At 66.2% G+C, this 21,587-nt stretch carries 16 protein-coding genes and 1 pseudogene; 5 read left to right on the forward strand and 12 right to left on the reverse strand.

Annotation, left to right across the window (positions count from 1 at the left end):
* The 3 genes and pseudogenes from ACNPM8_RS12050 to argH all read right to left on the reverse strand — a co-directional run.
* Positions 1 to 197: pseudogene (locus ACNPM8_RS12050) on the reverse strand (adenine phosphoribosyltransferase); the annotation flags it as partial.
* A gap of 105 nt (positions 198 to 302) precedes the next feature.
* The gene (locus tag ACNPM8_RS12055; protein WP_388023815.1) at positions 303 to 1,043 is read right to left on the reverse strand and encodes a maleylpyruvate isomerase family mycothiol-dependent enzyme; all 741 of its coding nucleotides are present in this window, start codon (positions 1,041 to 1,043) and stop codon (positions 303 to 305) included.
* A 119-nt stretch (positions 1,044 to 1,162) separates the two neighbouring features.
* Entirely contained in the window at positions 1,163 to 2,578 is a 1,416-nt protein-coding gene (gene argH, locus ACNPM8_RS12060; RefSeq protein ID WP_105658126.1) for an argininosuccinate lyase, read from the reverse strand.
* 252 nt (positions 2,579 to 2,830) lie between these two features.
* Between argH and ACNPM8_RS12065 the strand changes: the two genes are divergently transcribed.
* Complete coding sequence (locus ACNPM8_RS12065) at positions 2,831 to 3,382, forward strand: macro domain-containing protein (RefSeq protein ID WP_105661899.1); 552 nt, start codon at positions 2,831 to 2,833, stop codon at positions 3,380 to 3,382.
* Positions 3,383 to 3,462: 80 nt separating this feature from the next.
* Here the strand turns inward: ACNPM8_RS12065 and ACNPM8_RS12070 are convergent, their stop codons facing one another.
* The 7 genes from ACNPM8_RS12070 to argC all read right to left on the reverse strand — a co-directional run bounded on the left by ACNPM8_RS12070 (position 3,463) and on the right by argC (position 11,388).
* The gene (locus ACNPM8_RS12070; RefSeq protein WP_448939918.1) at positions 3,463 to 5,316 is read right to left on the reverse strand and encodes an HNH endonuclease signature motif containing protein; all 1,854 of its coding nucleotides are present in this window, start codon (positions 5,314 to 5,316) and stop codon (positions 3,463 to 3,465) included.
* A gap of 99 nt (positions 5,317 to 5,415) precedes the next feature.
* Positions 5,416 to 5,919, reverse strand: coding sequence for an arginine repressor (locus ACNPM8_RS12075; RefSeq protein WP_105658129.1), 504 nt, complete (start codon positions 5,917 to 5,919; stop codon positions 5,416 to 5,418).
* Between the two features lies 1 nt (position 5,920).
* Positions 5,921 to 6,880, reverse strand: a complete 960-nt coding sequence (gene argF / locus ACNPM8_RS12080; protein WP_388023822.1) for an ornithine carbamoyltransferase — start codon at positions 6,878 to 6,880, stop codon at positions 5,921 to 5,923.
* 52 nt (positions 6,881 to 6,932) lie between these two features.
* Positions 6,933 to 8,192 carry an acetylornithine transaminase gene (locus ACNPM8_RS12085; protein WP_388023825.1) on the reverse strand — a complete coding sequence of 420 codons (1,260 nt, stop codon included), beginning with the start codon at positions 8,190 to 8,192 and terminating at the stop codon, positions 6,933 to 6,935.
* On the reverse strand, positions 8,189 to 9,124 hold the full coding sequence (gene argB / locus ACNPM8_RS12090) for an acetylglutamate kinase (RefSeq protein ID WP_448939919.1): 936 nt from the start codon (positions 9,122 to 9,124) through the stop codon (positions 8,189 to 8,191). Before argB ends, ACNPM8_RS12085 begins: the two co-directional genes overlap by 4 nt.
* A gap of 21 nt (positions 9,125 to 9,145) precedes the next feature.
* Entirely contained in the window at positions 9,146 to 10,360 is a 1,215-nt protein-coding gene (gene argJ, locus ACNPM8_RS12095; protein WP_448939920.1) for a bifunctional glutamate N-acetyltransferase/amino-acid acetyltransferase ArgJ, read from the reverse strand.
* Entirely contained in the window at positions 10,357 to 11,388 is a 1,032-nt protein-coding gene (argC, locus tag ACNPM8_RS12100) for an N-acetyl-gamma-glutamyl-phosphate reductase (protein ID WP_448939921.1), read from the reverse strand. The genes argJ and argC overlap by 4 nt, the downstream gene beginning before the upstream one ends.
* Positions 11,389 to 11,569: 181 nt before the next feature.
* Between argC and ACNPM8_RS12105 the strand changes: the two genes are divergently transcribed.
* The 4 genes from ACNPM8_RS12105 to ppk2 all read left to right on the forward strand — a co-directional run bounded on the left by ACNPM8_RS12105 (position 11,570) and on the right by ppk2 (position 19,093).
* Positions 11,570 to 12,538: a quinone oxidoreductase family protein gene (locus ACNPM8_RS12105; protein ID WP_181148893.1), complete on the forward strand. Its 969-nt coding sequence runs from the start codon at positions 11,570 to 11,572 to the stop codon at positions 12,536 to 12,538.
* A gap of 276 nt (positions 12,539 to 12,814) precedes the next feature.
* Positions 12,815 to 16,750 (forward strand): Pls/PosA family non-ribosomal peptide synthetase, encoded by a 3,936-nt coding sequence (locus ACNPM8_RS12110; RefSeq protein ID WP_388023833.1) that lies wholly within the window; start codon positions 12,815 to 12,817, stop codon positions 16,748 to 16,750.
* Between the two features lie 13 nt (positions 16,751 to 16,763).
* On the forward strand, positions 16,764 to 18,065 hold the full coding sequence (locus ACNPM8_RS12115; protein WP_388023835.1) for a M1 family metallopeptidase: 1,302 nt from the start codon (positions 16,764 to 16,766) through the stop codon (positions 18,063 to 18,065).
* 131 nt (positions 18,066 to 18,196) lie between these two features.
* The gene (ppk2, locus tag ACNPM8_RS12120; protein WP_105658137.1) at positions 18,197 to 19,093 is read left to right on the forward strand and encodes a polyphosphate kinase 2; all 897 of its coding nucleotides are present in this window, start codon (positions 18,197 to 18,199) and stop codon (positions 19,091 to 19,093) included.
* 22 nt (positions 19,094 to 19,115) lie between these two features.
* Here ppk2 and ACNPM8_RS12125 read toward each other — a convergent pair whose 3' ends face one another.
* Both ACNPM8_RS12125 and ACNPM8_RS12130 read right to left on the reverse strand, forming a co-directional pair.
* Entirely contained in the window at positions 19,116 to 19,796 is a 681-nt protein-coding gene (locus ACNPM8_RS12125; RefSeq protein ID WP_105658138.1) for a 4'-phosphopantetheinyl transferase family protein, read from the reverse strand.
* Entirely contained in the window at positions 19,796 to 21,310 is a 1,515-nt protein-coding gene (locus ACNPM8_RS12130; RefSeq protein WP_388023838.1) for a DUF5129 domain-containing protein, read from the reverse strand. Before ACNPM8_RS12130 ends, ACNPM8_RS12125 begins: the two co-directional genes overlap by 1 nt.
* Positions 21,311 to 21,587 lie beyond the last annotated feature (277 nt).

The raw sequence follows: 21,587 nt of genomic DNA on the forward strand, positions 1-21,587 counted from the left end.
CCGCGGGCTTCGCGGCCCGCGACGATGTCGAACTGCCCCTCGAAGGGGGCGATCAGCTCGTCGACCATGCGGCGCAGGCCGGTCGGGTCGGCGAAGACCGGGGTGAGGTCCTTGAAGGAGATCCCTGGCTGCGGGTAGTCGGGCACGATCTCGCTCAGTCGATCCAGCAGGTCGCTAATGCTCTCAGAAGTAGTCACGCCTAGTAATTTTAGTCCCTTCGCGCGCCGCACGCCGCACGATCGTGCATAATCATGAGCACATTTTGGGCGGTGTCCATGCGGTACGGCGGTTAACCATCCAGGCTAGCGGTTCATCAAGCGATCGCTGGGCCAGGGCAGCAGCTGCGGGTCCGCGGCCCCGTCGGCGGCCGCGGTAACCTGCACCGGCCCGGCCGCAGGGCGTCCGGCCATCCATGCGGCCAAGTCGAAATCGGCGCCCGAGAGCACCCACGATTTCGCCCCGTCCCCGAGCACCATCCGGGGTTTGCCATGCGGCTGCAGCACCAGGCGGGTTCCTTCCGGAACGCGGGCTTCGAGCGCCCGGAACAGATGCGCGCTGAATGCCGGCGGCCAGCTGGCGGCCGGGCGCAGGAATTCGTCCAGGTCGGTGGCGTGGATCAGCATCTCTCGCCAGGTCGCGTACATCAGGTCCGCGGCCTTGGCCCCCGGGCGATACCCCACCGGCTGCTCCCACGTGGCTTCGGCACCAGGCAGGGTGGCGCGCAACTGGGCCAACGCGTCGGCGGCCAAGGCGCGCAGGGACTCCGGGCGCATCAGCGCGGTCATGTTGATCGCCTCGATCCGGCCCTCGGCGCCCCCGTCGTACATCAGCGGCGGCCGCTGGGCTCCGGCGTTCTCGAACTGGCGCACGGCGGCCTTCGCGAAGGAGGCCAGATGCGCGATCAGCTGGGCGGTGCTCCAGCCCGGCAGCGAACTGGGCTTGCTGTACTGGGTGTCGGGAACCTCCCGCACCTGTACGGAAAGTTCATCCAATGCGGTGGTGACCTGCGCGATGAGTTCGGCGGGGGCCAGGAGTTGAGTCATGAATCACACTTTAGCGCGAACCGGGCGCAAATGCGCAAGGGCTCGAAGCCGTGGTTAAGGCGCAAGCGGCCGCCGGGCAGGATTCTTCCCGCGCGGCGGCCGCTTGGCCCCGCCTGGTGCTACTTGGCCCAGGCCTTGATCTGGTCGAGCTGGCGCTCGAACTCGGCGAGCTGCGCTGCGACCGCGCTCGGGGCGGTGCCGCCCTGGCCGTTGCGGGCGTTCAGCGAACCCTCGGTGGAGAGCACCTCGCGCACCGCCGGGGTCAGGTGCTCGGAGATGCCGGCGTATTCCTCGTCAGTCAGGTCCCACAGTTCCACGCCGCGCGATTCGGCCAGCTGCACCGCAGCGCCGGAGAGCTCGTGGGCATCGCGGAACGGCACGCCCTGGCGGACCAGCCATTCGGCGATGTCGGTCGCCAAGGCGAAGCCCTGCGGGGCCAGATCCGCCATGCGCTCGGTATTGAAGGTCAAGGTGCCCATCATTCCGGCGACCGCCGGCAGCAGGATTTCCAGGGTGTCCGCGGCGTCGAACACCGGTTCCTTGTCTTCCTGCAGGTCGCGGTTGTAGGCCAGCGGCAAGGCCTTGAGGGTAGCCAGCAGGCCGGTCAGGTCGCCGATCAGGCGCCCTGCCTTGCCGCGGGCCAGCTCGGCGATATCGGGGTTCTTCTTCTGCGGCATGATCGAGGAGCCGGTGGAGAAGGAGTCGTGCAGCTTCACGAAGCTGAATTCCTTGGTGGCCCAGAGGATGACCTCCTCCGAGACGCGCGAGAGGTCAACGCCGATCATGGCCGCGATCCAGGAGAATTCGGCGAACACGTCGCGGGCGGCGGTGCCGTCGATCGAGTTGTGCACGGCCGAGTCGAAGCCCAGCTCGGCGGCGACGAAGTTCGGATCCAGGCCCAGGGTCTGGCCGGCCAGCGCACCGGAACCATAGGGCGACACGGCGGCACGCTTGTCCCAGTCGACCAGGCGCTGCACATCGCGCAGCAGCGGCCAGGAGTAGGCCAGCAGCAGGTGCGAGAGCAGGATCGGCTGGGCATGCTGCAGGTGGGTGCGGCCGGGCATCGGCGCATAGGGGTGCGCCTTGGCCTGCTCGACCATGGCGTCAAGGGTGTCGATCACGCCGCGGGCGATGATCCGCGCGTGGTCGCGCAGGAACATCCGGCCCAGGGTGGCGATCTGGTCATTGCGCGACCGGCCGGCGCGCAGCTTGCCGCCCAGGGCGGTGCCGGCGCGCTCCAGCAGGCCGCGTTCCAGCGAGCCGTGGACGTCTTCGTCGGTTGGCGCTGCGACATAGGCCTCGGAGATGACGTCGGCTTCGAGCTGGTCCAGGGCGGCGATCATGTCTGCCAGCTCGGCATCGGTGAGCAGGCCCGCGCGGTTCAGCACCTTGGCATGGGCACGGGATCCGGCAATATCGTAGCTGGCCAGGCGCCAGTCGAAGTGGGTGGACTTGCTCAGCGCTGCCATTGCATCCGCTGGGCCGCCGGAGAAGCGACCGCCCCAGAGCGATCCTTCATTTGTTGACGAGGCCATGGCCCGTTCCTTTCTGCCGGAGAAAATTGACGTTGCACCCTACTCTAGCAAAGCTTTATGCAATGTAACTCATATTTATGCAACGGTGCGGCGATTCATGCATCACATGCTTATCGCTGCGCCCTGCTCTGCGGGGCCTGGCCAGGCTCCGGAACACGCAGGAAACCTTAAGTTTTGCCTCTTCCAGTACTCAGCGCCCGGGCGTATGGTGTGATCATAGAGCCGATACGGAACGTTCTTCGGAGGTACCCAATGGAAATCCAGCTGTACCGGGGTGATATCACCACCCTTCATGTTGATGCCATCGTCAATGCGGCCAATCCTTCGCTGCTCGGTGGAGGCGGCGTCGACGGCGCGATCCATGCAGCTGCTGGTCCCAGCCTGCTGGCCGCCTGCCGGGAAATCCGGGCCAACCGCTACCCCGACGGGATTCCTTCGGGCATTGCCGTCGTCACCAAGGCCGGCAACCTGCATGCCAAGTGGGTCGTCCACACCGCGGCCCCCAACTTGGCGCTGATCAAGCCGAACCCCAAGATCCTCGATGACTGCTTCGTGAACTCCCTGTATGTCGCGGCCCGCCACGAGGCCCACTCGGTCGCGTTCCCGGCGATTGGCGCAGGGGCGTTCGGGTGGGATCCTGAGCAGGTTGCCAGCATCGCGCATGCAGCGATCAGCCGGTGGATCGAGACCAATAAGCATATTTCGCCGATCCACAAGATCATCCTGGTCGCGCATACTGATGAGGTCCAGGCCGCCTTCGAGCGGGCTTTCTCGCTGGATGCCGTGGAGGATATTGCCGCCTGATCGGATCCGAATGGCATCAACGCACGAATTCTGCCGCGCACTCCTAGTCGAGGGCGCGGCAGTTTTGCGAGGTCGGGCAGCTAGGTGCGGGCGAAATAGGTGTTGCGCCGCGGTAGCTGCTGCGGATCCAGATGCTTGGGCAGGATGACATGGGGCAGGCCCTTGATCTTGACCAGTTTCAGGTAGCCGCTGTGGACCATGGTGTGGTGCAGTGCGCAGAGCGGGCAGCAGTCCTGGAGTCGGGTATGGCCGCCCTTGGCCCACGGGTTGAAGTGGTGGAATTCGATCAGTGCCGGGTCTGCCGTGCAGCCTGGGACCAGGCAGCCGCCGTCCCGGTCGCGGGCGGCAAGTTTCATCCAGCGCGGGAAGAGCCGGGCGTCGCGGCCGATATCCATGATCACCCCGTCCGCGTTGTAGATCGGGCTGATCACCTTGGCTTCGCACAGCATGGTGCGCAACTGGGGCGCGGAAATTCTCACGCCGTGCGCGCTGATGCCGGTGAGCGATGCGAGATCCTGGAGATCCTCGAAGCGCGCGTGCACCACGATTTCGGGGGTGATGCGCTTGCCCTGGCTGTCGGGGCCGATATTGCGCAGGATTGCGTTCAGCGCATTGAGCCGGCGTTCGGGCACCGAACAAGTTGCCGGCAAGCCCGGCAGCGGTGTGCCCGGCGGGTTCGGCGGGTCGGGATCTGGCGCGGCATCATCCGCAGGAGCTGGCGGGCCAACGCCCGCCCAGTCCGGAGCAGGTTGGTCGCTGTTCCAGAGGTGCTCCGCGGGTTCTTCCCACCCGGCTTTGCCATCAGGCGCTTGCTGGCCGCCGTCGAATTCCGGGTCGGGGTCGGGCTCCGAGCCGGGGTGTCCGCTGGAAGACGGCTCTGCGGTATCGCCGTGCTCATCGCCGGAAGTGCTGTCGCTGGCGGCGCCTGCGGCCTTGCGGGCGGCGGCGCCGGCCTTGGTGCGCTTGTTGTCGGCCTGCGTGATCAGCGATTCCCAGAGTTCCGCGTCGATCTCCCGGACACGGACGATGAATTCATGGACCCCGTTGACCACCTTGCCGCGGAAGAGGCCCAGCTTCGGGGTCGGAGCCTGGTCGTGCGCGTCCTTGTACTCCTTGATCAAGCCATTGATGCGCTTCTGCCGGATGCGGATCTGGTCTTCCCTCAGGTGCGCGGCGGCATGCTCTTCGAGCAAGGTGCCGTCGGCGGCCTTGGCAGTGGCCGTGGTGGGCAGGCCGTCGAAGGTGGTGTCTTCGGGTTCGAACTTGTCCAGCGCGCGGGCGGTTTTCAGCACCTCGCGGGGATCCGGTCTGCTGTGCAGGCCCGGCAGGGCCCAGCCGGCCGGCGACAGCAAGGCCTCCGTGGACGGATCTGCGACTGGCGTGCCAGGGGCGGGGGTGCCGGCGAAGTGTTCTGCGAGCAGGGTGAAACGCGGGGCGCAGGCAGCGCCGGCGATATCCTTGCGGGCGTGGACCAGATGGGCGTCCTTGACGCGGCGGTCGGCCTCGAAATAATTCACATCCAGCATCTGGGACAGGACGGTGGCCGCATCGAGGTAGAGGGTGCGGCCGGGCGCGAATTGCGCAGGGGCGCTGAAATCGGTGGTGCCCGCGCGCAGGTGGTCGAATTCGGCGAGGTCCAGGGCGTGGGCGGCGCTGGTCTCCACCTGGCTTGCCGCCATCACGACGGTGCGGGAAGCTTGCCGGCTGAAGGCTTCGGCGAAGTGGGCGTGGGCCAGCGCGAGGCGCGGATCGGCGCAGCCCGAGGCCTGGGCGCAGAGGTTCTGGAACAGCAACAGGCACGCAGCTTCGGGGCGCAGCAAGCTGGCGGCGTCCAGCGGGGTGCCGCTGGCCAGCTGCTGCGCCACGGTCCCCAGGCTGGCGGCCAGTGCGGGTCCCGCGGTGCTCGTGGCGCTGGCGCTCTGAAGTGGTTCCATGCCCCGATCATCGGGCGCCATCTCGACCGGCATGGCAAAGCCGCCGCGGGCTGTGGAAAAGTTCGCGGCGGCAAGCGCCCGATCACCTGGCGGCGCCGGTCAGCGCGGTTCGGCCAGCTGCAGGAAGCGGGCGGCCACTTCGGCGCCGCCGTCGGCCGCGCGGGTGGTGACCATGATGGTGTCATCCCCCGCGATGCAGCCCAGGATCGAGGGCATCTGCGAGTGGTCGATGGCCAGGGCCAGCAGGTTCGCCGCGCCCGGCGGGGTGCGCAGCACCACGATATTCCCGGATGCCTCGGCGGTGACCAGCTGCTCGGCGCAGATCTTGGCCAGGCGCGCGTCGAGCACTTCCTGGGTGATCGCGGTCTTCGGGGAACGGTCCCCGCCTTCCTGGCGCACCGCGTAGATCAGCTGCCCGGAGTTGTCGCGGATGCGCACCGCTCCGATTTCCACCAGGTCGCGCGAGAGCGTGGCCTGGGTGACTTCCAGCCCGTCGTCCTTGAGCAGGCCGAGCAGCTCGGCCTGGGACTTGACCGAGTTGTTGCCGAGGAACGCGCGGATGCGGGCCTGGCGGGCGGTTTTGGTGCTTGGCTGGGCGGACATCCTAGAGCTCCACTCGTGGATCTTCGGCCAGGCCGGAGGCGACCATCAGCCAGGCCATCACGGCCTTCTGCGCGTGGACGCGGTTCTCGGCCTCGTCGAACACGACCGACTGCGGGCCGTCGATGACCTCGGCGTCGATCTCGTAGCCGCGGTAGGCCGGCAGGCAATGCAGCACGATCGCGTCGTCCTTGGCCAGTTTCATGGCTTCGGCGGTCACCGAGTAGCCGGTGAACAGCTGCTGGCGTTCGGCCTTCTCGGCTTCCTGGCCCATGGACACCCAGGTGTCGGTGACGACCACGTCGGCGTCGGCCAGCGCGGCGGCGGCATCGGTGGTGATCGTGGCCGATCCCCCGGTCAGCGCGGCGCGCTGCTGCGCGGCCTCGATGATGCGGGCCTCGGGCAGGTAGCCCTCGGGGCCAGCGATGCGCACGTGCATGCCGGCGGTGACCCCGGCCAGCAGGTAGGAGTTGGCCATGTTGTTGGCCGCGTCGCCCAGGTAGGCCATGGTCAGCCCGGCGGTCTTGCCCTTGTGCTCGCGCACGGTGAGCAGGTCGGCGATCAGCTGGCAGGGGTGGTAGTCGTCCGATAGCGCGTTGATCACCGGAACAGAAGAGTTCGCGGCCATTTCCTCCAGGCCGGACTGGGCGAAGGTGCGCCACACGATGGTGGAGACCATGCGCTCGAGCACCTTGGCGGAATCGGCGATGGACTCCTTGTGGCCCAGCTGCGAATCGGCGGAGTTGATGATCAGCGGCGAGCCGCCGAGTTCGGCGATGCCGGCGTGGAAGGACACGCGGGTGCGGGTGGAGGTCTTGTCGAAGAAGACCGCGACGCTCTGCGGGCCGGCGAACGGCTGGTAGCCGTACTTGTCGGCCTTCATCGCCGCGGCCAGGTCCAGCACCTTGGACTGCTCGTCGGGGGTGAAATCCAGGTCGGTCAGGAAGTGGCGGGTTGCGCTCATGGTGTGAGTCCTTTGCTGTCGCAGGGGGTGGTCGCGAAGTTGCTGCCGGCCGCTAGCTGGCGGCGCTGATCAGCTGCGGCAGGGCCGCGATCAGGGTGCCCAGCTGCTCGGTGGTGATCACCAGCGGCGGGGCCAGGCGGATGGTCTTCTCGTCGGTGGCGTTCACGATGAATCCGGCATCCAGCGCCGCGGCGACCAGCTTCGGCGCGTTGGCGGATTCCAGTTCGAAGGCGGTGAGCAGCCCGGCGCCGCGCACGGCGGCAATGCCCTCGACGCCTGCCAGCTGCTCGCGCAGCCAGTCGCCGGTGGCGCGCACATGGGCCAGCAGGTTCTGGGATTCGATGGTGTGGATGACGGCCAGGCCGGCGGCGCAGGCCACCGGGTTGCCGCCGAAGGTGGTGCCGTGGTCGCCCGGGGCCAGCCAGGCGGTGTTCTGCTCGCCGAACACGATCATCGCCCCGATCGGGAAGCCTCCGCCCAGGCCCTTGGCCAGGGTCATCACGTCCGGGATCACCGGGGCCGAGGCGAAGAACGCCCCGGTGCGGCCCATGCCGGTCTGCACCTCGTCGAAGACCAGCAGGGCGCCGGCTTCGCGGGTGATGTCGCGGGCGGCCTGCAGGTACTGCGCGGAGAGCATCTTCACGCCGGCTTCGCCCTGGATCGGCTCGATGAAGACCGCCGCGACGGTTTCGTCCACCGCGGCACGCAGCGCGTCGATGTCCCCGGCCGGGATCCAGCTGACGTTTTCGGGCAGCGGGGCGAAGGGCGCGCGGTACTTTTCCTTGTAGGTCAGCGACAGCGCGCCCAAGGTGCGGCCGTGGAAGGAATGCTCCAGGGCGATCACCTTGGTGCGCGGAGCCTGCGGCGTGCCGGCGTTGCGCCGGGTCAGCTTCAGCGCGGCCTCATTGGCTTCGGTGCCGGAGTTGGCGAAGAAGACCTTGGAGCCGGCCGGGGCGGCGGAGATGTCCAGCAGCTTCTCGGCCAGCGCGATCTGGCTGGGGGAAGTGAAGAAGTTCGAGACATGGCCCAGGGTGGACAGCTGGCTGCTGATCACGGAAGCCAGCAGCGGGTGCCCGTGGCCCAGGGTGTTGACCGCGATGCCGCCGAGCAGATCCAGGTACTGGTTGCCATCGGCGTCCCAGACATGGCAGCCGGCCCCGCGCACCAGCACGCGCTGCGGGGTGCCGAAGACGCCGAGCAGGGAGCTGGAGTAGCGTTCGGCCAGGGCGGCCGAGGACAGCTGCGCCAGCCCGGCAGCTTCAGCGGTTCCAGCCAGGGCGGAGGAGGTGGTTTCAGCGGCGTGCTCGCTCACTTGGCGTCCTTCTTTTGTGCGGTGGCCGGGAGCACCTGGGTGCCCACGCCGGCGGTGGTGAAGATTTCCAGCAGCATCGAGTGCGGGGCGCGGCCATCGACGATGTGGGCCTGGCCCACGCCCCCGTCGACGGCTTTGAGGCAGGCGCCCATTTTCGGGATCATGCCCGATTCCAGCGATGGCAGCATGGTGCGCAGCTCGTCGTTGGTGATCGAGCTGATCAGCGAGGACTTGTCCGGCCAGGCGGCGTACAGGCCCTCTACGTCCGTGAGGATCACCAGCTTGGCGGCGCCCAGCGCGGTGGCCAGCGCGGCCGCGGCGGTATCCGCGTTGACGTTCAGCACCGCTCCGGTGGGCTCGCCGGATTCGTCGAATTCCGGGGCGACGGTGGAGATGACCGGGATCATCCCGGCATCCACCAGCGAGTCCACCTGGTCGGTGCGCACGGTGGTGACCTCGCCGACCAGCCCCAGGTCCACGGGCAGGCCGCCCACGACCGTGCCGGTGCGCACTGCCTGCAAGGTGGCGCCGTCCTCGCCGGACATGCCCACCGAGTAGGGTCCGTGCGAGTTGATCAGGCCGACCAGGTCGCGCTGCACCTGGCCGGTGAGCACCATCCGCACCACGTCCATGGCTTCGGGGGTGGTCACCCGCAGCCCGCCGCGGAATTCGGATTCGATCCCGAGGGTGTCGAGCATCCTGTTGATCTGCGGTCCCCCGCCGTGCACCACCACCGGGTTGATCCCGGCGTGGCGCAGGAACACGATGTCCTCGGCGAAGGCGCGGCGCAGATCGTCGTTGACCATCGCGTTGCCACCGTATTTGATGACCATCGTGGTCCCGGCGAAGCGCTGGATCCAGGGCAGCGCCTCGATGAGCGCTTCGGCCTTGGACTGGGCGATGCCCAGGTTGGTGCGGGCGGTGTGGGCCATGGGAGTGTTCCTAGTTTCTGCCTAGCTGGAGTAGGCGGAGTTCTCGTGGACGTAGTCGTGGGTCAGGTCGTTGGTCAGCACGGTGGCTTGTTCGGTGCCCGCGTTCAGGTCGATCTCGATCAACACGTTGCGTTCTTCGAGCGAAACCAGGCTGCGGTCCTCGCCCACCCCGCCGTTCTTGCAGACCATCACGGAGTTGATCGACACGTTCAGCTCATCGGGTTCGAACGCGGCCTTGGTGGTGCCGACCTCGGAGAGCACCCGGCCCCAGTTCGGATCCTTGCCGAAGACCGCGGTCTTGACCAGGTTGGAGCGCGAGACGGCCTTGGATACTTCCAGGGCGTCGGCCTCGGTAGCGGCGTTGAAGGTGCGGATCGCGATGGTGTGCTCCGCTCCTTCGGCGTCCTCGATCAGCTTCGCGGCCAGCTCGCAGCAGGCGTCGGTCAGCGCCGCGGTGAACTCGGCCAAGTCCGGGGCGGCGCCCCCGGCGCCGGAGGCCAGCAGCAGCACGGTGTCGTTGGTGGACATGCAGCCATCGGAGTCCGCGCGGTCGAAGCTCATCGCGGTGGCGGCGCGCAGCGCGGCATCGGCCTGTGCGGAGGTCAGCACCGCATCGGTGGTGAGCACCACCAGCATGGTGGCCAGCGCCGGGGCGAGCATGCCCGCGCCCTTGGCCATGCCGCCGATGATGACCTGGCCGGAACCCGGCGCCCCGACAATGCGGGAAACCAGCTTCGGCACGGTGTCGGTGGTCATGATGCCCGCGGCGGCCGCATCGGCCGCGTTCTGGTCGTCGGCCAGCGCCCCGGCGGCGGCCTGGACCCCGGGCAGCAGCTTGTCCATGGGCAGCTGCATCCCGATCAGCCCGGTGGACGCCACGGCCACGTCGCCGGCGGAAACCGAGAGCAGCTGCGCGGCGTATTCGGCGGTCTTGTGGGTGTTCGCGAAGCCTTCGGCGCCGGTGCAGGCGTTGGCCCCGCCGGAGTTGAGCACCACGGCGTCGATGCGGCCATCGGCCAGCACCTGCTTGGACCAGTGCACCGGGGCGGCGGCCACGCGGTTGGAGGTGAACACGCCGGCGGCGGTGAACTGCGGGCCGAGGTTCTTGACCACGACCACGTCGTTCTTGCCGGTGGACTTCAGGCCTGCCGGGACGCCGGCGGCGGCGAAGCCTGCCGGTGCGGTGACCCCGGTGGCGGCAGCGGATGGGTGGGTGCTGGTGTAGGCGAGACTCACGGTGCAACTCCTTGCATGAGCAATCCGGTGTTTTCTTCCAGTCCCAGTGCGATGTTCATCGACTGGACCGCGGCACCTGCGGTGCCCTTGGTGAGATTATCCAGTGCGGCGGTGACGATCACGCGGTTGGCGTGGGTGTCGAAGGCCAGCTGCAGCTGGACGTGGTTCGATCCCAGCACCGCCCCGGTGGTCGGCCATTGGCCCTCGGGCAGCAGGTGCACGAAGAGCTCGTCGGCATAGGCCGCGGACCATGCTTCGCGCAGCTGCGCTTCGCTCACCTCGGGCTTGGCCTTGGCGGTGGCGGTGGTCAGGATGCCGCGCGGCATCGGGGCCAGGGGGGGGGTGAAGGACACGGTGACCGGTTCGCCGGCGAGCTGCGAGAAGCCCTGTTCCATTTCCGGGATGTGGCGGTGGGACCCGCCCACCCCGTAGGTGCTCATCGAGCCCATGGTTTCGCTGCCCAGCAGGTTGGGCTTCAGCGACTTGCCGGCACCCGAGGTGCCCGAGGCGGAGACGATGACCACGTCGTCGGCTTCCAGCAGGCCGGCGGCGAATCCCGGAGCCAGGGCCAGCTGCGCGCCGGTCGGGTAGCAGCCCGGGACGGCCACGCGCTTGGTGCCCACCAGCTTTTCGCGCGCACCGGGAAGTTCGGGCAGGCCGTAGGGCCAAAAGCCGGCATGCGCCGAGCCGTAGAATTTCTCCCAGGCTTCGGCGGATTCCAGCCGGTGGTCCGCGCCGGCGTCGATGACCAGGGTGGATTCGGGCAGCGCCGCGGCCACGGCGGCCGATGCGCCGTGCGGCAGTGCCAGGAACACGACGTCATGCCCGGCGAGGTTTTCCACGGTGGTGTCCAGCAGGACACGATCGGCGAGCGCATGCAGGTGCGGGGCGATCGAGCCGAGCCGCTGCCCGGCCTGCGAATGCGCGGTGATCGCGCCAATCTCTACTTCTGGGTGGGCCGCGAGGATGCGCAGGACCTCGCCACCGGCGTATCCACTGGCGCCGGAAACAGCTACTGAAATCGTCATGACCTGATTCTACCGCGAAATATTCATGCAGGCTAATAAATATTCATAAAATTATTCGTCACGTAACCCGACATCCGCCCCACGGTGCCCGCGCAGCGCTCCGAAGTCCTAAACTGGCCCTAGAGACCGTCCCGGCATCGCGTGCCGGGATCGAAACACGCAGCTTAAGGAGCGCGGCACTATGCAGCAGCAAGCCATTGTGGTTCACGAACCGACCGATGCCAGCGGGCTGGTCCCGGATCAGATCCCGGTCCCTGCCCCGGGCCCGGGCCAGCTGCTGGTGAAGGTCGCGGCCACCGGCGTGAACTTCATCGAAACCTACCAGCGCAGCGGCGTGTACACGGTGGACTACCCCTTCACCCCGGGCAGCGAATTCTCCGGCGTGGTGGAGCAGATCGGCGAGGGCGTGCAGAATTACCAGGTGGGCGACCGGGTGGCCACCGCCTCCGGCTCCCGGGGCTACGCCCAGTACGCGCTGGTGGAAGCCAAGCGCGCGGGCAAGGTGCCCGATGCGGTGAACCTTAGCATCGCCGCCGCGCTGCCGCTGCAGGGCATGACCGCGCACTACCTGGTGCATTCGAGCTACATGGTGCGCTCCGGCGATACCGTCTTGACCTACGCGGGCGCTGGCGGCGTGGGCCTGATCCTCACCCAGCTGCTCAAGCTCAAGGGCGCCACCGTGATCACCACCGCCTCCACGCAGGAAAAGAAGGACCTGGCCAAGGCGGCCGGAGCCGACTACGTGGTGGATTACGACCAGGTGGCGGACACCGTCGCGCAGGTCACCGGCGGCGCGGGCGTGCACGCGGTCTACGACGGCATCGGCAAGGACACGTTCGAGACCTCGCTGGCAGCCCTGCGCCGGCGCGGCACCCTGGTGCTCTTCGGCGGGGCCAGCGGCCAGGTCCCGGACTTCAACCTGCAGCGGCTGAACGCCGGCGGTTCGCTGAGCGTGACCCGGCCGAAGCTCGATGACTTCCTGGCCACCGAGCAGGAGCTGCACTGGCGCTTCGGCGATATCTTCGGCTGGGTAGCCACCGGGGACATCGATGTGCGCATCGGCGCCGAATTCCCGCTGGCCGAAGCCGCCGCGGCCCATGCCGCGCTGGAATCGCGCGCCACCACCGGCAAGGTCATCCTGGTTCCCTAGCGATGGCCGGGCACCGGCAACCTGGGCATGCCGGCGTCTGCCCCGAAAGCACCGGGGCGATGCCGGGCATCCACCGCGGCTCCTTGCTGCCGCCGGTCCGCAACAGTTGAGAGATGCATGACACTTCAATCAAATTTTTCCGCTCTTAACCCATAACACGCTTTAATGGTGACTGGAACCCTTGCGTTCCACCCCTCCAGGATCCACTTCACTTCTGGGACGCTCTCCCCCAGCGACCCATCTTGCACTCTTAGTGAAGGGACGGATCCGATCAGCATGGACAACGAACGAACTCCAGCGCCGGATGCACCAATCCATCCACCCCAGTTCCCCTCCGGAACCCTGGCGCCGGCTGCGCGCACCCTCATGGACATCCTGCAGGCCACCGCCCAGGCTCATCCCGATGCGCCGGCCATTGACGACGGCGAACGCGTAGAGAGCTACGCGGAGCTGCTCGAAGAGGTCAAGAACAAGGCCCGGCGGCTGCATGCCCAGGGCCTAGGCGCCGGCGACCGCATCGGCGTGCGCGTTGAATCGGGCACCCGGCACCTGTATGAATGGATCCTCGCGATCATGTGGGTTGGGGCCGCCTATGTCCCGGTCGATGCCGATGACCCCGACGAGCGCGCCAAGACCGTGTTCACCGAGGCCGAAGTCGCGGGCATCATCAAGGGACGCGATACCGTCGTGGCCGATAGCCAGCGCCCCAAGCCTTTTGCGAACCCGCGAATGCCTGGAATGGAAGATGACGCATGGATCATCTTCACTTCCGGTTCCACCGGCAAGCCCAAGGGCGTCGCGGTCACCCACCGTTCGGCAGCGGCCTTCGTGGATGCCGAAGCGAAGATGTTCCTGCCCGGCGATCCGCTGAACACCACCGACCGGGTGCTCGCCGGACTGTCCGTCGCCTTCGATGCCTCCTGCGAGGAAATGTGGATCGCCTGGCGCAACGGCTCCTGCCTGGTCCCGGCCCCGCGCGCCCTGGTGCGCAGCGGCATGGACCTGGGCCCGTGGCTGATTTCCCGTTCCATTACCGCCGTTTCGACCGTGCCCACCCTGGCGGCGCTGTGGCCGGCGCAGGCCCTGGACTCGGTGCGCCTGCTGATTTTCGGCGGCGAGGCCTGCCCGCCGGAACTGGCCGGGCGGCTAGCCACCGAAGGCCGCGAAGTCTGGAACACCTACGGACCGACCGAAGCGACCGTGGTAGCCTGCGGCGCCACCATGGACGGCAGCGTGCCGGTACGCATCGGCCTGCCGCTGGACGGTTGGGATCTGGCGGTGGTTGATACCGAGGGGATCCCGGTCGCCGAAGGGGAATCCGGGGAGCTGATCATCGGCGGCGTGGGACTGGCGCGCTACCTGGATCCGGAAAAGGATGCCGAGAAGTACGCGCCGATGCCCACCTTGGGCTGGGAGCGCGCCTACCGCTCGGGCGATATGGTCATCAATGACCCGCTGGGGCTGATCTTCATCGGCCGCGTGGATGACCAGGTGAAGATCGGCGGACGGCGTATCGAGCTGGGCGAAATCGACGCCGCGCTCAACTCGCTTCCCGAAGTTTCTTCCGCGGCGGTAGCGGTACGCGAGACCGCCACCGGCAACAAGGTCCTGGTCGGCTACCTGCAGGCAGCGGAAAACTATGATCTGGGTGCAGCGCGCACCCGCTTGCTTGCCGACCTGCCAGCGCCGATGGTGCCGATCCTGGCGGTGATGGGCAGCCTGCCGATGAAGACCAGCGGCAAGGTGGACCGCAATGCGCTGCCGTGGCCGTTGCCGGGCGCCGAACTGGCTGCCGAGGGCTCCGGCCTGCCCGAACTCGATGAGACCGGGCAGTTTCTTGCCGAAGCTTGGCGCGGCGCGCTGGGCGCTTCGGCCGCCGGCCTGGACGCCGATTTCTTCGCTTCCGGTGGCGGGTCGCTGGCCGCGGCCCAGCTGGTTTCGGCACTGCGTGCCCGCTACCCGGACCTGACCGTCGCGCAGCTCTACGACTACCCGCGTTTTGGCGCACTGCTCGAATACCTCGGCGGCCAGCAGCCATCCGCGACGCCGGCGCAGCCGCGCACGGTCGAACGCACCCAGCGGGGAACCCAATGGGCGCAGTCCCTGGCCGCCGGGCCGCTGTTCATCCTCTCGGGCCTGCGCTGGTTCACCTACCTCATGCTCGGACACCTGTTGCTGGTGTTCCTCGGTGTTTTCGAGGCGCACCTGCCGACCCCGTGGTACGTGCTTGCCGGCCTCTGGCTGGTCTTCGTGACCCCGGTAGGGCGCATGGGCCTGTCCATCGCGGCCACGAAGCTCTTGCTCCGCGACTTGAAGCCGGGGACCTACCCCCGCTCGGGTTCGGTGCACCTGCGCCTCTGGCTGGCCCAGCACATCGCCGATGTGGTCGATCCGGTGTCCCTGGCGTCCGCTCCGCTGCTGCCTTGGTATGCGCGGATGCTCGGTGCGCAGATCGACCGCACCGCGACCATGCACACCCTGCCACCGGTCACCGGCATGCTGCGAGTCGGCCCCGGAGCCTCCATCGAGCCCGAGGTGGATATCTCGGGCTACTGGATCGACGGGGACAAGCTGCACGTGGGCACCATTGAGATCGGCGCCCACGCCTCCATCGGCGCCCGCAGCACCCTGGCCCCCGGGGCAGCTATCGGTGCGCACACCATCGTTGAAGCGGGATCCGCGGTCTACGGCCAGGCCCGCAGCCATTCCCGCTATGCCGGTTCGCCGGCGCAGCGCGAAGGCAAGGCCAAGCCGAAGTGGCCAACGCAGGAACCGGAGCACAAGGCGCTGCCCCGTATTCTGGGCGGCATCGGTTCCATGGCGTTGAACCTCGCACAGTGGCTTCCGGTGATTGCCGCGTTGCTGGCCATAGCCCCGGTACTTGGCAGCGCGCAATCGCTGGCCGGGATCGGCTGGCGGTTCATTCCGGCCGTGCTGCTGGGCGCCACCGTGTGGTTCCTGGCCACCATGGTGCTGACCATCGCCATTGTCCGCCTGCTTTCCATCGGCCTGGCAGAGGGGTGGCATCCAGTCACTTCCCGCGTTGGCTGGCAGGCCTGGGCTACCGAACGCGTCTTGGATACCGCCCGCGACCTGCTCTTCCCGCTCTACGCCTCGCTCTTCACCCCGATCTGGCTGCGCCTGCTCGGTGCCAAGGTGGGCCGCGATGTGGAGATCTCCACGGTGCTGCTGATTCCGAAGATGACCACCATTTCCTCGGGTGCGTTCCTGGCCGATGACACCATGGTTGCTTCCTATGAGCTCGGTGGCGGCTGGATGCACATTGCCCCGGTTCGCGTGGGCAAGAAGGCCTTCCTGGGCAACTCCGGCATCCTGCATGCCGGGCGCCGGGTGCCCAAGCGCTCGCTGATCGCGGTGCTGTCGGCCACGCCGAAGAAGATGAAGGCCGGCACCTCGTGGATCGGCTCGCCCCCGCACAAGCTGCGCCGCACCACCGTGGAAGGCGAATCGGATCTGACCTACCGCCCAACCCTGAAGCTCAAGGCGATGCGGGCGGGGTGGGAGCTGACCCGTGGCCTCGCGGTGTTCACCACTGTCGGAATTGCCGGCGGCGTGCTTTGGGCGCTGTCCGCCTTGACCACCTACTTCAACCCGCTGGTCGCGATCCTGCTTTCCGGCGCGGTGCTGGTCCTGGCCGGAGCAGTCGCCGCCTTGGTGGCGGTCGCCGCCAAGTGGCTGGTGGTTGGCGTGATTCGCCCGGGCGAGCACGCATTGTGGAGTTCCTTCATATGGCGCACCGAAATGGTGGATTCCTTCACCGAGCTGGTCTGCGCCCAATGGTTCGCCCGTTTGGCTTCGGGCACCCCGGCCTTGGTCTGGTTCCTGCGCGCGCAGGGGGCAAAGATCGGCCATGGCGTGTGGTGCGAGAGCTACTGGTTCCCGGAAGCGGACCTGGTGACATTGGAAGACCACGCCACGGTGAACCGCGGCAGTGTCCTGCAAACCCACCTGTTCCACGACCGGATCATGTCCATCGACGCGGTGTCCCTGGGCGCCGGGGCAACGCTCGGCCCGCACAGCGTCATCCTGCCCGCCGCGCGGATCTCCGAAGGCACCACCACCGGGCCAGCCAGCCTGGTGCTGCGCGGCGAGGTGCTTCCGGCAAATACCTACTGGCGCGGTAATCCGGCGGTACGCTGGAACATCGAACCCGAGACCAAAGCCGAGCAACCGGCTGACCAACAAGCCTGAGGATTCCCCGCCGATGCCCCACCGCATACTCGATGAGTACACCAAGCACCATGGGTCCCCGACGTACACGGTGGAGCACTATGACCTGTCGTTGGTCATCAAGCTCGCCAGCAACCTGCTTGATGGCCGGGCCATGCTGCGCATCCGCGCCTTGGAGGATATCAATGAGGTCGCGTTGAACCTCAGCGGATTGAAGATCGTCAAGGCCACCTGCCAGGGGCGCAAGGTGCCGGTGGCCAAGAAGCACCACCGGATGGTCGTTTCCCTGCCAGCAATGGTGAAAGCCGGCGAGCGGGTGGAGCTGAACCTGCGCTATGCCGGCAGCCCGCAGGCAGAAAACGGGCTGTGGGGCGAGCTTGGCTGGGAAGAGCTCACCGATGGCATCCTGGTCTCCGGCCAGCCAGTAGGCGCCTCGACTTGGTACCCGTGCAACGACCACCCCAGCCACAAGTCCAGCTACCGCTTCGAGATCTCGGCGGATGCCGGCTACCGCGTCGTGGCCAATGGCCAGCTGGTGGACCATCGCCGTTCGGCCAGCCGCGAGACGTGGGTCTACGAGCAGCGTGAGCCGATGGCCAGCTACCTCGCCACCGTGCAGATCGGCCGTTATAGCCAGATTCCTTTCGATGAAGGCGGCCACCTGGTGGCCTACTCGGTTCCGGGAACCGAGGTGCCGGTGCGCGGCGCGTTCGCGAAGCAGACGGCGATGGCTGAGCTGTTCGAGCGGAAATTCGGCCCGTACCCGTTCGAGAGCTACAAGATCGTCGTGGTCGATGACGAACTGGAGATCCCGCTCGAAGCCCAGGGCCTGAGCATCTTCGGCAAGAACCACTTGTCGCTGCAGTGGGAAGCCCAGCGCCTGATCGCCCACGAGTTCGCGCACCAGTGGTTCGGCAACTCCCTGACTCCGGGGCGCTGGAAGGATATCTGGCTCAACGAGGGTTTCGCTTGCTTCAGCGAATGGGTGTACTCCGAAAAAGCCCAGGTGATGGCGTTGGACGAGCGTGCCCGCCACGCGTGGGCCATGCTCGAAGGCTTGCCGCAGGACATCATGGTCGGGGACCCCGGGCCCCACGACATGTTCGATGACCGGGTGTACAAGCGCGGAGCGCTGGCCCTGTATGCTCTGATGCGGCGGCTGGGCGAAACGGACTTCTACACGATGCTTCGCCAATGGACCGCCACGCATCAGCATTCGACGGTGAGCACGCAGGAATTCGCTGACCTATTGGGCCACTACGCACCGGCGGAAGAGATCCAGGACATCCTGGACGCATGGCTGTTTTCCGAGGCGCTTCCGCCCTTCCCTGCCTGATCGGCGCACGGTGCCATGATGTTCCGGCCATGTCCGCAGGGCTGTTGTCCTTCATCACAAACAACCCTCTGGCTTGGTCTTGTTCAGCATTTGTTCACAAGCTGTTCACCGGATGGCTCTACGGTCATTGCATGACTGTAGAGATCCCCCTGCTCGATGAAGCCTTCCAGGGCTATTCCGTCCTCGATAACGACGATGACGATCCGGTGCTCGTCCGCGCCGATGGAAGCATCGTCGATACCTGGCGGGAGAACTACCCGTATTTCCAGAAACTGGATCGCGCCACCTACGAGGCTGAAAAGCGGGCACTGCAGATCGAGCTGCTGAAACTGCAGAAATGGGCGAAAGCCCATGGCCGCCGGATCATGATCGTTTTCGAAGGCCGCGATGCTGCCGGCAAAGGCGGCACGATCAAGCGTTTCACCGAACACCTGAACCCGCGTGGCGCCCGCGTGGTGGCCTTGGAAAAGCCGAGCGAGCGCGAGTCCACCCAGTGGTACTACCAGCGCTATGTGCAGCATTTCCCCTCGGCGGGCGAGATCGTGCTCTTCGACCGCTCCTGGTACAACCGTGCCGGCGTCGAACGCGTGATGGGATTTTGCACCGAAACCCAGGTGGACCACTTCCTGGAGCAGACTCCCGCCTTCGAGAAGATGGTCGTCGACGAGGGCATCGACCTGGTGAAGTTCTGGTTCTCGGTGTCCGCCAGCGAGCAGCTGACCCGATTCACCATCCGCCGCATCGATCCGGTGCGCCAGTGGAAGCTCTCGCCCATGGATCTCGAGTCCCTGGATAAGTGGGAAAAGTACACCCAAGCCAAAAAGGAAATGTTCCTCAAGACCGATACGGAGCATGCACCGTGGACCGTGGTGAAGTCCAACGACAAGAAGCGCGCCCGGTTGCAGGCGATGCGCCACGTGCTGAACCTTTTCGAGTACAAGGGCAAGGACCACCACCTGGTAGGCTCCCCCGATCCGAAAATCGTGGGCCGCGCGGCCAAGGTGATTACCCACGGCGAAGAATTCTAGATCCGTTCCCGGTGCACCGCTGCTAGGGAACGATGACGCAGGTCCCCAGCAGCCCTTGGCCGCGCGGTCCTTCGGCGATCCAGCGACCGCTCATCGATGCGAGAGCATGCTGCGCGGCAACCGGTCCCGTAGCCCGGATTCCGGCGTGGAAACGGTGGGACTGCGCATCGACGCGAATCTCGCATTCCAGGAAATCCAGCCACTGCCTGGTCAGTGGGAACCACGCCTTGAAGATGCTTTCCTTGGCGCTGAAAATCAGCCGGTCCCAGGCGATGCCCGGATGGTGCGCCGATAGCTCGGCGGCCATCACCTGCTCTTCGGGAAGCAAGATGATGTCGAGGATTTCTGCCGGCAGCGGAGCATGCAGTTCGGCGTCGATGCCAAGGCCGCGAATATCGCTGGTGGAGGCTACTGCCGCTGCACGGAAGCCAGCGCAATGGGTCATGCTCCCCACCACGCCAGCTGGCCAGATCGGTGCCCGTTTTTGATCTGGAACCAAGGCAACGCCCGCATAGCCCAGTTGTGCCAGCGCTCGGCGAGCGCAGACACGGACAGTACGGAATTCCTGCTGCCGCTCAGGCACCGCCTCGGCGATGTACCGTTCTTCTTCCCCGTAGGATCGGCCGTCTTCCAGCTCGGTACGCGACTGGACCACATGTACCGAAGACGGCAGCAGCTCTGCGAAGATATCGTTGCCTTCCATCAGAAGCGCGAAGATCCGCCAGCGCCGGAGAAGCTTCCGCCACCAGAGTATCCGCCGGAGACTCCGCCCGACGAGCTCGCTGCTTCACGCGACTCAGCCACTGCGCTGACGCCCGCGGAATATCCGTGGTGGTAGCCACCCACGCGCCAATACATCGATGCGGGATTCAAAACGTCCAGGATGGTGCCGGAACGGCCGTCATATGCCCCGGATTCGTAGCGGGATTTCTTCAATGCCGATTGCATGTCGGCCTTCTCTTCGGCACTTTCCGCATACACTTCGATTTGAGCTTGGGCGAAGACATCCAGCTTTTCGGTCAATTCGGCACGCAACTCCGATAATCCATCGAGCGCTTGATCCACCGTGATCGATTCTTTCTTCAGCTGCACTGACAATTCGCCGAGCTGCGTGGTTGCCATTTCCCGGTAGGAAGCCAAGGCGGCCGCGCTGCCCATCAGTTCCGGCTCTACGTCGTTGAGCAACTCCCTGATCTCGTCGAGGTCCTCTTCTAGCGGCTCGGTCTGTGCATGCCACGCCTCTTCCCAGGATGCTGAACGGGTATAAAGCGCCGCCGCGGCAATGATGGCGTCATCGGTCAGGTCCAGGGACTGCGCTGTTTCGCGGAATTCCTTGGCGAAGCGAACGCCTTCGGAGCCGGACCGCTCCTTCTTGCCCGAGTCTTCCAGTGCCTGCTGCGCTGCAAAACAAGCACGGTATTTGGCCATGAACTTGGTGAAGCGCTGCTCCAGCTCGGCTGCATGCCCTGAAGCCGACGGCAGCGTACGAGCCGCCAATTCGGTTTCTTCCAGATCCATCGTGACGTTGGTCAGGTGCAAGGTCCCCTGATGCAGTTCTTCCGCGAAAGTTTTCCGACGCGTTGACCGAGTGTGCAGTGCGACGCCGCCGATAATGGCAGCCACGAGGCCTACGACGCCCGTGGATATCCACAAGGCCGGGTGCTGGTACCAGGGCCGATTCATGATCACGGCCGCCTGATCGGCTACCGCAATGACGCCGTCGGTCCACCGGGATAGATTGAAGTCGTCGTAGCCGGCTTCGTGGATGCTCTCCATGGAGCTCTCTGAGACCTTGCGGTCTTCGCCGAAGTACGTGCCGATCTGTCCATCTCCTTCTCCTTCGATGGACAAGGTGATGATGAACAGGCCGTCGGCCCAGTAGTCGCCATAGTCTTCGGGCTTCCCTGATATCCATTCCGGATGGGATGACTTGGCGTATTCCAGCGTCTTGGTGTTGATGTCATCGGAGTATTCTCCGTTGCGGGCGTAGATTGCCACGTCCGTGGGCTCGTTGAAATCGAGCTCGTCCAGTGCATCACGCAGCCGCTGCTCATTGAGCTTGCCGGTGGAATCCTCGATGGTGACCGATTCCAGGTTCTGCCCGGCAACGACCTGCACACCGGTGGCAGCTTGCGCGGCAGGCAGGGCGCCAGCCAGCCCCAAGGAAAGTGCCGCTGCGGTACCGGCTATTCGAATGCTCCGGGTTCGTGGGCCCACGATGCGTCTCCTTCTTTCGAGTTTCAGGTTATCTCCGGCTGATGGCCTTTCTCCTATCCTAGCGAGCCGGGGTGTGGCATCGATCATCCTTAAGACGGCTTTCGGCGCATTGGGGCCGCAACGCGCTTGTTCCAACCGGGATTCGCCGAAAAGTGATGGATTCCTCAAGCAGGTGCATTGCATGCCTATTCATGCCTAATCAACGGATGGGAATCCTCCGGGCATGGGAGGAAAAAATGATCGATTGGTTTGAACTGGACAGCACCGCACCAAATTC

Source organism: Glutamicibacter sp. AGC46 (assembly GCF_053543715.1).